A 12,863-nucleotide genomic window follows, 5' to 3' on the forward strand; every position below is an offset into this window, starting at 1 on the left:
AACAAAAAGAAAAGAACATGATTGTAAAAAGTGGAAGAAAAAGAGGTAAAGTGTATTTTTATCAAGCAGAAGACGGCATACGAGATATCTGAATGTGACTGGAGTTCAGACGTGTGCTTTACCGATCAGAACAGCCCGATGAGTGACAGCAAAAAACCGTCCGATGATATTTCTGCGGACGACCTGTGGGCTGAGGCAATGAACGAGCAGGCAACCACCAGCACGCCTGATCCAACCGAGAACGTTTTCAAATCGTTTGAAAGCAACGGTGCCAGTGGCTCGCTGCAAGACATCGATCTGATTATGGATATCCCGGTCAAACTCACCGTGGAACTGGGTCGCACCAAGATGACCATCAAAGAGCTGCTGCGCCTGACGCAGGGTTCCGTGGTGGCTCTGGATGGCCTGGCCGGTGAACCACTGGATATCTTGATCAATGGTTACCTGATTGCGCAGGGCGAAGTCGTCGTCGTGAACGACAAATATGGCGTGCGTATCACCGACATTATTACGCCATCTGAACGTATGCGTCGTCTGAGCCGTTAAGCATGTTAAAGAACGCGCAAATTGGCCAGCCTGTTCATAGCCAGCCGGTGGTCTCTACCGGTTCGGTGATTGGGCAAGTCAGCAGCGTGCTGGCAGTGATTGTTCTGCTGATTCTGGCCTGTGGTTGGCTGGCGAAACGCCTTGGCTTTGCGCCCAAAACCGTCAACACCCAGGCGCTGAAAATTAGCGCCAGCGTGCAGGTGGGTCGCCAGGAGCGGGTGGTGATTGTTGACACCGCCGATGCGCGTTTAGTGCTGGGCGTCACCGCCCAGCAAATTACCCATCTGCATTCGCTGCCGCCGCTGCCACCTGAAGAGCTGGTGAACAAAACCGTGGCGCCGCAGGATTTTCGTCAGCTGTTCCAGAATCTGGTTAAACGTCCCGGAAAACCCCAATGATGCGTCGATTGCTTCCCCTCTTGCCGCTGCTGTTGCTGGCACCGGTTGCCCATGCGCAATTGCCAGGACTGGTCAGCCAGCCACTGGCAAATGGCGGCCAGAGCTGGTCATTGCCGGTGCAGACGCTGGTGTTTATCACCTCGCTGACCTTTATTCCGGCCATTTTGCTGATGATGACCAGTTTTACGCGCATCATCATTGTTTTTGGCTTGCTGCGTAACGCCTTAGGCACGCCTTCTGCCCCCCCCAATCAGGTTTTGCTTGGCCTTGCGCTGTTTTTAACCTTCTTTATTATGGCGCCGACCTTCGACAAGATTTATAGCGACGCCTATTTGCCGTTCAGTCAGGACAAAATCAGCATGGACGTAGCGATCGACAAAGGCGCTCAACCGCTGCGTGAATTTATGCTGCGTCAGACGCGTGAAGCCGATTTAGCGCTGTTTGCTCGTCTTGCCAACACCGCGCCGATTCAAGGTCCGGAAGCCGTACCGATGCGCATTTTGCTGCCGGCTTACGTCACAAGTGAACTGAAAACTGCTTTCCAGATTGGTTTTACTGTGTTCATCCCGTTCCTGATCATCGACCTGGTGGTTGCCAGCGTATTGATGGCGCTGGGGATGATGATGGTGCCGCCGGCGACCATTTCTCTGCCATTCAAGCTGATGTTGTTTGTGTTGGTGGATGGCTGGCAGCTGCTGGTGGGTTCACTGGCACAAAGTTTCTACTCCTAGCGGCACACCTGGAAGTCGATGGCAACTCTCAATCCGGTCGGCCTGAAGGCCGCAACATATAACGCCAGGAGCGCAGCATGACACCTGAATCGGTTATGGTCATCGGCCAGGAAGCAATGCGAATTGCCCTGATGCTCGCCGCCCCGCTGTTGCTGGCGGCACTGGTCAGCGGTCTGATCATCAGCCTGTTACAGGCGGCCACGCAGGTCAACGAACAGACACTCTCCTTTATTCCTAAGATCCTTGCCGTTGCCGCCACCGCGGTGATTGCGGGTCCGTGGATGCTGAACCTGATACTGGATTACATGCGTAATCTGTTGACCAACTTACCTTATATCATCGGCTGATGATTAACCTCGATAGCAGCCAGCTGGTCCATTGGGTCGCGCAATTTTTCTGGCCGATGGTACGTTTGCTGGCACTCTTTGCCAGTGCGCCGGTGCTGAGTGAGAAATCCATTCCCAAGCGCGTGAAAGTGGGCCTCGCGGTATTGACGACCTGGATCGTCATTCCCGTGTTGCCTCCGGTAGAAGTCACGTTATTTACCCCCGCCGGTTTTTGGATCCTGTTACAGCAATTACTGATTGGTGTGGGGATTGGCCTGACGATGCAACTGGCGTTTGCCTCGGTGCGTATGGCCGGTGAAGTCGTGGGATTACAGATGGGCTTATCCTTTGCCACCTTCTTTGATCCTGGCAGCCGCCTTAACATGCCCGTGCTGGCGCGTTTTCTCGATATGCTGGCCATGCTGCTGTTTCTGACCTTCAACGGACACTTGTGGCTGATTTCGCTGCTGGTGGACAGTTTTCATACCCTGCCGATTAACGATCAACCCCTCAACGCCAATGCTTTTATGGCGCTGGTGAAGTCCGCCGGGTTAATTTTCCTTAATGGGATGATGTTAGCGCTGCCCTTAATTGTTTTATTGCTCACGCTAAACATGGCACTAGGTTTGTTAAACCGTGTTTCACCACAACTGTCGGTTTTCGCGATTGGCTTTCCGATTACCTTAACGGTGGGGATCCTTAGCCTGGGTATGATGATGCCACTGCTCGCCCCCTTCTGCGAACATCTCTTCGGCGAAGTCTTTGATTTACTCGCGCAGTTTGTCTCAGAACTCTCCCGCGCACGCTAATTAACGATTCTGTAGAAGTTCTTATGCGATAGTTAAGTATTCAAAATCAATCTGTGCATTTTTCGAACCATATTTCTCAGAAATCAACTGAGGTTATTCTGATAAATGCGCATTTCAGGTGAAAATTATTCTTATTAAACGGCGCTTCGCGTATTTTAGTCAGACGATTCCTAAGGTGATAAACCTTGAGAATTGGTTGAATAAATGCTCAAAGGGCTGTTTTTAAACAAAAAAAATTTTACAGCGATTTTTCTTGTCTAAATCCCTTTTTTCCGGCATTGTCAACACTCGCTGAAACGTCACACTTTCGCGATTCAAATGTTTTTAAGAATTGTCCTATCAGATTTGTCTGTGACTTGCGCGATAGTGACAGGGCTCTCAAAAACAGAGCGAATTACACACTTAATGCAAACTCCCGGCGATTCCCACTATCGCGGGGACAAGAGTGACGTGGAAGTAACACAACAAACTTCGCAGAAGGGTTCAGGGATAGAGTCATGATGGCGCACGGATATCATTCGCCAGTCTGCCGAGCAGAATAAAAAAGTGTCTTTGGAAATCTCTCTCGTACCGCAAACGCGTATTCATCGTTGATTTAAACGGATAACAAATTGGTGAGGGTCGCTATAATGCCAACGATTATTATGGATTCATGTAACTACACACGCCTGGGATTATCAGACTATATGTCGGCCAAAGGAGTTAAAAAGAAAAATATTACTCCGGTCTCTGATATTGAACAACTGCAACAAAGATGTGAACAGTTAAAGCCTGGTGTCGTATTTATTAATGAAGAATGCTTCATTCATGAATCCGATTCCAGCGATCGTATTCGTGCTATTATTATGCAGCATCCAGATACGCTATTTTTTATCTTTATGGCGATCTCGAACATCCATTTTGAGGAATACCTCTACGTTCGTAAGAACCTGATTATTACGTCAAAATCGGTTAAAACCTCGACTCTGGATTCACTGCTCGGTACTTACCTGCAAAAGAAACTCAGCGCTACCCCGCGTATTTCAGCAGGCCTGGACATTCACCCACTGACATTAAGTCAGACTGAATCAAATATGCTGAAAATGTGGATGTCAGGACATGACACCATTCAAATTTCAGACAAGATGCAAATTAAAGCCAAAACGGTATCGTCACACAAAGGTAATATAAAACGCAAAATTAAGACACATAATAAACAGGTTATTTATCATGTGGTACGACTGACCGATAATGTGACCTCCGGTATTTATGTCAACGTGCGATAGTCCTGCATGTAAACAGTTTGAGTAAATAGCCGTAGCCGACAAAGGGCCAATCCGCAGAAAGGCCCTTTGTCGTTTTGCCTGGATCTGCGAGCCAGGTCTCACTTCGCCCCCTAATCCTTTAGCCTGAACTGCCGATGCTTGTTCTCAGAACACCTACCCAAAATGAGAGCAAGGATATGAAAACAGCATCGATTGATGAGCAATATAAGCTCAGCATCTGGCAGAACCTGCGCCTGATGCCTCTTTTCAGCATGATCTTTGGTGGCATTCTGCTGCTTTTTGCCCTGTGTATCGGCCTCGCCAGCTATTTTTTAATCCAGAGTAATAATTCCCTCAACGATGCGACGGATGAAATTCAAATCCGTATGGGCATCTCTAATAGCTCGAACCATTTGCGTACCGCTCGTCTGAACGTGCTGCAATCTGGCGCCGCTGCCCGCATCGGTGAAATGGACGGCTATCGTGCCGATCTGGCGCGCACGGAGACCCGCATCAAGCAAGCGCGTGACGGTTTTAAAACTTACATGGACCGCAAGGCGAAAACGCCGGAGGATATCGCGCTGGATGCGCCACTCACCGCGGCATTCAATGACTATATCGATAAGGGATTGAAGCCGATGATTGAGTCGGCTAAGCAAGGCAGCTTCGAAGGGATCGTGGCGCAGGAAACCGACGTGACACGCAAGTTGGATGATGCGTATAACGCGGTATTGCTGAAAGCGATAAAAATTCGTACTGACCGTGCCGAAGCGATCAACGCGGAAGCTGCGCACCAGTCCCGCGTCGGCTTTATTGCCATGGCTGTGGCCTTTGCTGCTGCACTGGTATTGGTGCTCCTCACCTTCGTCTTCCTCCGCCGTGTGGTGATCAGCCCGCTGCGTCAGTCGGTTGAGCGTATTGAGCGTATTGCGCAGGGCGATCTGACCGCACCGGAACAAGCGTATGGCCGTAGCGAGATCGGTAGCCTGTTGCATAATCTGCAACTGATGCAGGCCGCACTGGTGCGTACCGTAGGCACCGTCCGCGAAGGCGCCGTTGCCATCTATCAGGGTTCCAGCGAGATCTCCGCCGGTAATACCGATTTGTCTTCACGCACTGAGGAGCAGGCTTCTGCGCTGGAGCAAACCGCTGCCAGCATGGAACAGCTCACCGCGACCGTGAAGCAAAATGCAGAGAACGCCCATCATGCCAGTCAACTGGCTGCGGATGCTTCCGGCAAAGCCCGTAGCGGTGGTGAGTTGGTGCATGGCGTGGTGAAAACCATGAACAATATCTCTGGCAGCTCGAAGAAAATTGCTGAGATCACCAACGTCATTAACAGTATCGCCTTCCAGACCAATATCCTGGCGCTGAACGCGGCGGTAGAAGCAGCGCGTGCCGGTGAGCAAGGGCGTGGTTTTGCCGTCGTAGCGAGCGAAGTACGCAATCTGGCCCAGCGCAGTGCCCAGGCCGCGAAAGAGATTGAAACGCTGATTGCCGAGTCGGTTGATCTGATTAATAACGGTTCACATCAGGTGGGTGAAGCCGGCTCAACCATGGGTGAGATCGTCGAGGCGGTGCGTCGCGTCACCGATATTATGTCGGAAATTGCCGCCGCCTCCGATGAGCAGAGCCGTGGCATTCAGCAAGTGAGTCTGGCGGTTACCGAGATGGACAACGTGACGCAGCAGAACGCCTCGCTGGTGGAAGAAGCCTCTTCAGCGGCAGCCTCGCTGGAAGATCAGGCGGGTCGTCTGACACAGGCCGTTGCGGCATTTAAACTTAACGATTCACCCGCATCGCGAGTGATGGCACCTTCATCAGGCACCCTGAAGGCCCCGACGCTGACACCGCGTCCAGCATTGGCAGCGGCGAACAGTAATGACAACTGGGAAACGTTCTAAACCTTCTCGCCGTCATTGATGGCAGGGGTTGATATGCATCAGGTGCACCTTATGTGCACCTGATTTTTTTATGCAGTCTTAAGCTTCCTCGTAGGGCTCAACAAACACCCCTTCCGCATGGTCGCTTTCATTAAAGAACCAAATCCCCAGCGGATAATCCTCCAGCGCCACCAGGTACATGGTCCCTTCATTAAAACCTTCAACTGCCAGTACTGTACCCACGCGACGTGGGCCGCCATCGGTTTTTACCGTTACGCGGTCATTCACCTGCATTGATTACTCTCCAGATATTGTCCTGAATACAGTGTAACGGAAGAAAATGGCGGCTGCCTGATCCGGATCAGCGTCGGGCGATTACCCACACTGCATGCACAATGCCCGGGATATAACCGCACAGCGTGAGCAGGATATTCAGCCAGAAGGCACCGCCAAAGCCCACCTGCAGAAATACACCCAGCGGTGGCAGTAAAATCGCAATCACAATTCGAATAAAATCCATACTAACTCCCTGATATCACTTCTTTATCGTCAAGCTTTAAGCATAGCCGCTGATTCGATTGATGAGATGACAGACGGGTAAAGTTCTGTCAAACCGCGGCTTTTCACTTTCTTAACAGTACGCAGAGAGACTTCTGACGCGGGTAGCCCGTACACTTCTTAGTACTGCACCAACCCCAAAGGCGCAGTCAACCTAAAAGTAACAAGGATTTTTGCCCGCGCAGCGCGGGCTTTTTTTTGCCTGAAATCTGCCCTTTCCTGCCCATTCTTCCCGTTGTCTATACTGATAAAGAATCTCATCGCCTCTGGGAGGCCGACCATGACAACCGCAAAAGAGTACAGTGACAACGTGCAGCGCGAAGTGAACATTGACGTTGAAGCATTGCTGGAAGCGATTCAGAAGAAAACCTCAGGCGAGGTTAAAGAGTTCATGGAAGCGGAACACGCTCACCGGGTAAAAGTGAATGGTGAAGCCTATGACTCCTATACAGAGCTGGCTGAGGCATTTGAACTCGATATCCGTGACTTCTCGATCACTGAAGTTAACCGTTGAAATCGATTTCAAAAAAATACCCGGCGGGATGGCCGGGTAAAGTAAATCAGTGAATTCGTTACACCAGGAAATTCTTAACACCTGAGTCAGATTACGCTTTAGTCAACACAAGACAAGTCCCAATCTTGCGTGTAAAACGAACAAAAATGCATGACCTTCCCCATTTGTTACCGAAAACACCGTGTGCCTACTGTGTTTCTTTTATGCGCAATGTGTGCACGTCCCTAATTGTTACTCTGTGGATTTAAGATTTATCCTGGAAGTTGACGTTAGCCACTCGCATAAAAGTGTGATCGTCATAACGCTATTATACTGATTACTCTCTGCTTTACGGACGCGCCTGGCGTAAGGAGTGTTGATGCTCAGACTTAACTCGTCGCTGATGATTGTGACCGATCTCGATGGCTCGTTGTTGGATCATCATGATTACAACTGGGATGCCGCCAGTGAATGGTTGCAGCGCCTCAAACAGCAGGCGATTCCCGTGGTGTTCTGTTCCAGTAAAACGGCCGCTGAAATGATCCCCTTACAGAAACGCCTGGGTCTTTCCGGTACCCCTTTCATCGCTGAAAACGGGGCGTTTATCGCTTTTAATGGCGAGCAGATTGCAGCGGAGGAACCGGGCGAAAATTATCTGGCGCTATGCCGCTCACTGAAAACCTTGCAATCCACTTTCCGCTTCAGTGGATTTCACGACTTTAGCGATGCGGAAGTGGCTCGCTTCACCGGATTAACACTGGCCGAAGCCAGTCAGAGCCGGCTGCGCGATGGTTCAGAAGTCATACTTTGGCGCGATGATGGTGAAAAGCTGGAGGATTTTCGTATGGCGCTGGCGGAACACAACCTGGCGCTCACCCAGGGGGGACGATTCTGGCATGTGATGCCAGCGGGCTGCGGTAAAGGCATCGCACTGCAGCAGCTGCAGCAGCATCTCGAACAGCGCAGTGGAGAGAAGCGGACCACCCTCGGCCTCGGTGATGGCCCCAATGATGTGCCGATGCTGGAGCAGGTCGATTATGCCGTGGTGATTAAAGGATTCAGTAAAACCCCGGTGATCCTCACGCGCCGCGATCAACAAAATGTCTATCACACCGCGCATGCTGGCCCGCTGGGCTGGCGTGAAGGGCTGGACTATTTTCTCGCGCAACCCGAATAACCCTCTGACCTAAGGATGAGAAAATGAGTGATTTTTACCAAAATGGTGTCATTACTAACTTTCATAATCTCACCCAACGCAGCGTTGAATCGCTGGAAAAAGAGATGGTACGTTTCGCGCGTAAACGCAAAATGGGGCTAATCCTGCCTTCCCTGTTCTCAGAACTGGAAGGTCCGGCGCTGGATAACATCGTCAATGAGCTGGCCAAAGTGCCTTATCTGGATGAGATTGTCATCGGTCTCGATCGTGCTGACCGCGACCAGTTTCTCTTTGCTCGCGAGTTCTTTTCTCGTTTGCCACAACGCCATCGCATCCTGTGGAATGATGGACCGCGATTGAAAGCGCTGGATGCTGAACTGGATAAAGAAGGGTTGTCGCCGAGCCAGCCGGGTAAAGGACGCAACGTGTGGTTCTGCACCGGGTATACGCTGGCCTCGGATCGCACCCAGTGCGTGGCGCTGCATGACTGCGATATCGTCACCTATGAGCGCAGCATGCTGGCACGCTTGCTCTATCCGCTTGCCAATCCAGCTTTCCAGTATGAGTTCTGCAAAGGGTTCTACGCGCGCGTCGCGGACGGCAAACTCAATGGCCGCGTGGGTCGCTTGCTGGTCGGCCCGCTGCTGCGTTCGCTACAAAAAGTGTATGGCCATTCTGAATATCTGGATTACCTCACCAGCTTCCGCTATCCGCTGTCTGGCGAATTCGCCATGCGCACCCATGTGCTGAACGGCATTAAAATTCCCGGCGACTGGGGGCTGGAAATCGGCGTGCTGTCGGAGATTTATCGCAACTACACCACGCGACAAACCTGTCAGGTGGAAATTGCCGATAACTACGATCATAAACATCAACCATTGGCAGAAGAAGATGGCACCGGCGGCCTGAAACGCATGAGCAATGATATTGTCCAGTCGCTGCTGCGCAAGCTGGCGACCATGGGCGTGCCACTCACCAGTGACTCATTCCGCGTGCTCAAAGCCACTTATTATCGCAATGCGCTGGATATGATGGAGATCTACAATCACGAAGCGACAATGAATGGCCTGAAGTTTGATCAGCATATTGAGGAAGCGGCGGTCGAGATGTTCACCCAGGCGATACTCGATGCCGGGCAATCCTTTATTGAGCGGCCCAATGAAAAACCTTTCATTCCCAGCTGGAGCCGCGTGCAATCGGCGTTTCCGGATATCCTGCAGCGCATATATCAGGCGGTGGAGGAAGATAACGAAGGCAAGGTTTAATCTTCTGCCACCACGCGGTTGCGGCCGCCGGTTTTCGCCAGATACAGGCGGCGATCGGCGGTGGCTTGCAGGCTCTCGGCATGATAATCGCCCTGCTCTTCGCTACCGGTCACGCCTGCCGACAGCGTGACGCTGAACGTGGTGCTGGCATTCACCAGAATCGTTTTTGCCGCTAAACGCGCACGGATGCGTTCCGCAACTGCACTGGCATCCGCCAACGTAGTTTCCGGCAGTACAATACAAAACTCCTCTCCGCCGATACGGCCCGCCACATCATATTTACGCAGCGTATGGCTAATCACGCCCGCCACCCGAATCAATGCCTGATCGCCTGCCGCATGTCCCCAGGTATCGTTCACTTTCTTGAAGTGATCGACATCCAGCTGAATCACCGCGAGGGGCGTTTGCTGCTGCTGGCTGCGGGCAGAGATCGCCACAAACTGTTCAAAGAACGCATTGCGATTGAGCAACCGCGTCATACCGTCGTAATTGGCACGCCAGGTGAGTTTGGCGGAGAGATCGTCCATACGGCGCACCAGACGAATAATGACCTGATGCACGACCAGCAGTAGCAGTACAAACAGCAACCACATGCCGAGCAAGAACAGCGATACGCGGCCCAGTTCCTGTGACATCCCCTGCCTCAGGCTCTGAATATTCACGATATACGCGTCCACATTCTTTAATTTGCTCCAGCTGGCAAACTGGGTGCCAAGGCGCATCACACCTCCAGGCAGTTGCCGGATTCGGCTCTCCAGACGCTCCTGCTGTTCTGGCGTCAAGGGCTCATCGTTGGGTGCATGCAAGCGAGTGATTTCATTTAACGAGCGGTCTACCATCAGCAACTTGCCTTGTAGCAAGCTGTGTCGTGCTTCGGCCATCAGCCCATGTATCCGCGCCTGGGTGAAATCCATCGACAGTACACCGTACCAGTAACCATGACTGACGATCGGCGTGCTCACTGTCATCATTAAACCTTCGTTAAATTCACCCTGATAGGCTTCACTCCAGCGCAATCGACCGCGCTGCGGATTATCCGGTGCCTGATCGCGAAAATAGGGGCGCTCCGTCATGGTGGTATAGCTTTCTATCAGCTCCTGCGGACTTTGCGGAGGCCTTGAACTAATAAAAAAACCGGCGCGCGAGATATACCAAAAGCGTGAGTGAAAATCCTGTCCCGGGTCGCTGAACTGCATGATAAAGCTGAATTCCATGGTGGCGCGCAATTCCGCATTGATGTGGTCGCTGTTGCGCAGCAGCAGGGGATCGCGCATTAACCAACTGTCACTCACGCCATTCAACGGCATACTGCGCAGGCTGGCCAACTTTAACTGCCAGGTCGTTTGCTGGCGCAATTGTTGAAAGCGGGTAATGGCTTCGCGCGTTTGACTCGAATCCAGCGGATGCATCAACGCATAGTTGAGCATTCTCTCGTAATACGTCAATTCATCGATGCTTTCCTGAAATCGGCTGTCGAGGTTTTTCTGGATTTCAGCCAGTTGTGCGCGCTGACGCTCCTCATAGTTATTTTTTAGCTCAATCGCTTCATGCACGGTAAGAAATGCAGAGAACAAAAAGACCGCCAGAAAGCAGAGATGCACCGGCAAAAAAGGATTACCTGTGCGTGGCGTCAAAGGCGAAGTGGGCATGGGCAACAGTTATTCAATAAAGGGCGGATGCGAAAAGTGTAGTCAGCAGGAGAAAAGTCGTACAGGCAGGGATCAAAGGAAAATCAGATAGGTAAAAACGCAACGGGACGGATTGACCGTCCCGCACACGCTTAGCTGGCCAGCTGGCGCGCTCCGGATAAGTGACTCAGTTCGTCACTACGGAACGCCTCGCGTCGCACGCTGTAGCCATCATACCAACGACACTCTACCATTCCGCTGGCATAGCCGGTCACCACCATCGTGGGTCCGCCCTCTTTGTGCTGAACTTCATCACTGATCGCAAAGGTCATACCGCGCCCTCCCTTTTTCCGTTGAATGAACGGATAAAGTTATAGCAGCTGCACCCCATTTACGCCTATAGGATAATGTTATTACTGTGACGAAATCGGAATAAGCAGTGTAAAATGTTGTTTATAAAAAAAGCCGATAAAAATTATTATCGGCTTTGAAACACTTTCCCGGGTGGGAAATCAGATTTTGCAACCTTCGCAGTCCGCTTCGTCGCTGATATCAGCCGGGACTTCATTGGCTTTTTCAGCCGCTTTCGCTTCAGCCTGTTCCAGCTGCGCATCGATATCAAATTCAAACATATCGTCGTTCATCATCGTTCTCCTGACCCGTGATTGATAAATTCCTGCGCTTTATACCGATTTACCGCGTACTTTCGCAACCAGATTTACCGCCAACAGCACGATCGACCCAATGATAAAGCCGAGTACCAGATTGGCACCGTTGCTCAGCAAGGCGGAGATAACGCCGTGGAAGCCGCTGCTGTACTCCTCAATCGCGTGATGCAACGGCGCGATACCGTGCACAATAATGCCGCCACCGACCAGGAACATTGCCACCGTGCCCACCACCGTTAACACCTTCATCAACCAGGGGGCCAGCGCCAATAGCGCACCGCCAGTCGCCTGAGCCAGCGTGGAGGACTTTTCCCGCAGCCAGTATCCGAGGTCGTCGATTTTCACGATCATCGCCACGATGCCGTAAACACCAATCGTCACCAAAATCGCAATCCCCGCCAGAATCAGCACCTGATTCAACAGCGGTGCTTCAGAGACAATCCCTAAGGTGATTGCCACAATTTCGGCAGAAAGAATGAAATCAGTGCGTACAGCGCCTTTCACTTTATCTTTTTCGAACTGGCGCGGATCCTGCTGCGCCAGCTTGTCCAGACGCTGTTGACGTGCCTCCGGACTGCTTTCAGCCTTATCGTGATTCAGGCTGTGCAGCACCTTTTCCACGCCTTCATAGCAAAGGTAAGCGCCGCCCAGCATTAACAGCGGTGTGATTAGCCAGGGCGCAAACGCCGAGATAATCAGCGCCAGCGGCACCAGAATTAATTTATTAAGAAATGAGCCTTTTGCGACGCTCCAGACCACGGGTAATTCACGGTTGGCTTTTACGCCGGTGACCTGCTGCGCATTGAGTGAGAGATCATCACCCAATACGCCAGCGGTCTTCTTTGCCGCGACTTTGCCCATCACTGAAATATCATCAAGCAGCGTCGCAATGTCATCCAGAAGCGTGAGTAAACTGGTTCCTGCCAAAATAGTTATCCTTATTCCGGTTCGTGATCCTGACAACAGGGGCATCGCTCAACCGCCGTTACTGACATATCAGCGATGCCCGCACAGTCCCATTCGACGCGAAGTGTTTGCCCGGCAAGATCGCCAGCGTGCACATATTTGCTGACCGGACTTTCCGTCATTCCGCTGATCTCCTCGGTGGCCACCAGTTGCTCGCCTAAATAAATGCGTGCCGTTGCATGAGTGTTCACC

Annotated in this window: 17 protein-coding genes; 11 read left to right on the top strand and 6 right to left on the bottom strand. The window is 51.7% G+C overall.

Annotated elements, in window-relative coordinates; translation table 11 throughout:
- The first annotated feature begins 138 nt into the window (after positions 1 to 138).
- The 7 genes from fliN to H7A81_RS20385 all read left to right on the top strand — a co-directional run bounded on the left by fliN (position 139) and on the right by H7A81_RS20385 (position 5,958).
- Complete coding sequence (gene fliN / locus H7A81_RS20355) at positions 139 to 546, top strand: flagellar motor switch protein FliN (RefSeq protein WP_034824445.1); 408 nt, start codon at positions 139 to 141, stop codon at positions 544 to 546.
- Positions 547 to 548: 2 nt separating this feature from the next.
- Positions 549 to 944 (top strand): flagellar biosynthetic protein FliO, encoded by a 396-nt coding sequence (gene fliO, locus H7A81_RS20360; protein WP_034824448.1) that lies wholly within the window; start codon positions 549 to 551, stop codon positions 942 to 944.
- Entirely contained in the window at positions 944 to 1,675 is a 732-nt protein-coding gene (fliP, locus tag H7A81_RS20365) for a flagellar type III secretion system pore protein FliP (protein WP_034825234.1), read from the top strand. The genes fliO and fliP overlap by 1 nt, the downstream gene beginning before the upstream one ends.
- A 77-nt stretch (positions 1,676 to 1,752) precedes the next feature.
- Complete coding sequence (gene fliQ / locus H7A81_RS20370) at positions 1,753 to 2,022, top strand: flagellar biosynthesis protein FliQ (protein ID WP_034824451.1); 270 nt, start codon at positions 1,753 to 1,755, stop codon at positions 2,020 to 2,022.
- A complete protein-coding gene (gene fliR / locus H7A81_RS20375; protein ID WP_034824454.1) occupies positions 2,022 to 2,810 on the top strand; it encodes a flagellar biosynthetic protein FliR in 789 nt (262 codons plus the stop codon). The genes fliQ and fliR overlap by 1 nt, the downstream gene beginning before the upstream one ends.
- Before the next feature lie 629 nt (positions 2,811 to 3,439).
- Complete coding sequence (gene rcsA, locus H7A81_RS20380; protein WP_058959884.1) at positions 3,440 to 4,075, top strand: transcriptional regulator RcsA; 636 nt, start codon at positions 3,440 to 3,442, stop codon at positions 4,073 to 4,075.
- Positions 4,076 to 4,251: 176 nt separating this feature from the next.
- Positions 4,252 to 5,958: a methyl-accepting chemotaxis protein gene (locus H7A81_RS20385; protein ID WP_097116788.1), complete on the top strand. Its 1,707-nt coding sequence runs from the start codon at positions 4,252 to 4,254 to the stop codon at positions 5,956 to 5,958.
- A 78-nt stretch (positions 5,959 to 6,036) separates the two neighbouring features.
- On the opposite strand, the gene dsrB is transcribed toward H7A81_RS20385, so the two are convergent.
- The gene (gene dsrB, locus H7A81_RS20390) at positions 6,037 to 6,231 is read right to left on the bottom strand and encodes a protein DsrB (RefSeq protein WP_034824463.1); all 195 of its coding nucleotides are present in this window, start codon (positions 6,229 to 6,231) and stop codon (positions 6,037 to 6,039) included.
- Between the two features lie 67 nt (positions 6,232 to 6,298).
- Entirely contained in the window at positions 6,299 to 6,457 is a 159-nt protein-coding gene (locus H7A81_RS20395; protein WP_034824466.1) for a YqaE/Pmp3 family membrane protein, read from the bottom strand.
- 318 nt (positions 6,458 to 6,775) lie between these two features.
- On the opposite strand from H7A81_RS20395, the gene yodD reads away from it, so the two are divergent.
- From yodD to H7A81_RS20410, 3 genes are all read left to right on the top strand, one after another.
- Positions 6,776 to 7,009 (top strand): YodD family peroxide/acid resistance protein, encoded by a 234-nt coding sequence (gene yodD / locus H7A81_RS20400; protein WP_039327762.1) that lies wholly within the window; start codon positions 6,776 to 6,778, stop codon positions 7,007 to 7,009.
- Between the two features lie 358 nt (positions 7,010 to 7,367).
- Positions 7,368 to 8,165, top strand: coding sequence for a mannosyl-3-phosphoglycerate phosphatase-related protein (locus H7A81_RS20405; RefSeq protein WP_182058545.1), 798 nt, complete (start codon positions 7,368 to 7,370; stop codon positions 8,163 to 8,165).
- A gap of 23 nt (positions 8,166 to 8,188) precedes the next feature.
- A complete protein-coding gene (locus H7A81_RS20410) occupies positions 8,189 to 9,409 on the top strand; it encodes a glycosyl transferase (protein WP_034824481.1) in 1,221 nt (406 codons plus the stop codon).
- On the opposite strand, the gene dgcQ is transcribed toward H7A81_RS20410, so the two are convergent.
- The 4 genes from dgcQ to H7A81_RS20425 form a co-directional block, all read right to left on the bottom strand.
- Positions 9,406 to 11,058: a cellulose biosynthesis regulator diguanylate cyclase DgcQ gene (dgcQ, locus tag H7A81_RS20415; RefSeq protein ID WP_182058546.1), complete on the bottom strand. Its 1,653-nt coding sequence runs from the start codon at positions 11,056 to 11,058 to the stop codon at positions 9,406 to 9,408. The genes H7A81_RS20410 and dgcQ overlap by 4 nt on opposite strands.
- A gap of 131 nt (positions 11,059 to 11,189) precedes the next feature.
- Positions 11,190 to 11,369, bottom strand: a complete 180-nt coding sequence (locus tag H7A81_RS20420) for a YodC family protein (RefSeq protein WP_034824498.1) — start codon at positions 11,367 to 11,369, stop codon at positions 11,190 to 11,192.
- A gap of 180 nt (positions 11,370 to 11,549) precedes the next feature.
- Positions 11,550 to 11,684: a hypothetical protein gene (locus H7A81_RS27770; RefSeq protein WP_255253243.1), complete on the bottom strand. Its 135-nt coding sequence runs from the start codon at positions 11,682 to 11,684 to the stop codon at positions 11,550 to 11,552.
- Between the two features lie 36 nt (positions 11,685 to 11,720).
- Positions 11,721 to 12,632: a DUF808 domain-containing protein gene (locus H7A81_RS20425; RefSeq protein WP_034824501.1), complete on the bottom strand. Its 912-nt coding sequence runs from the start codon at positions 12,630 to 12,632 to the stop codon at positions 11,721 to 11,723.
- A 75-nt stretch (positions 12,633 to 12,707) separates the two neighbouring features.
- Between H7A81_RS20425 and H7A81_RS28015 the strand changes: the two genes are divergently transcribed.
- Positions 12,708 to 12,836 (top strand): Vmc-like lipoprotein signal peptide domain-containing protein, encoded by a 129-nt coding sequence (locus tag H7A81_RS28015; protein WP_353604531.1) that lies wholly within the window; start codon positions 12,708 to 12,710, stop codon positions 12,834 to 12,836.
- Positions 12,837 to 12,863 lie beyond the last annotated feature (27 nt).

It is taken from the genome of Pantoea sp. ME81 (assembly GCF_903970985.1).
In the GTDB taxonomy this organism is placed as follows: domain Bacteria; phylum Pseudomonadota; class Gammaproteobacteria; order Enterobacterales; family Enterobacteriaceae; genus Pantoea; species Pantoea communis.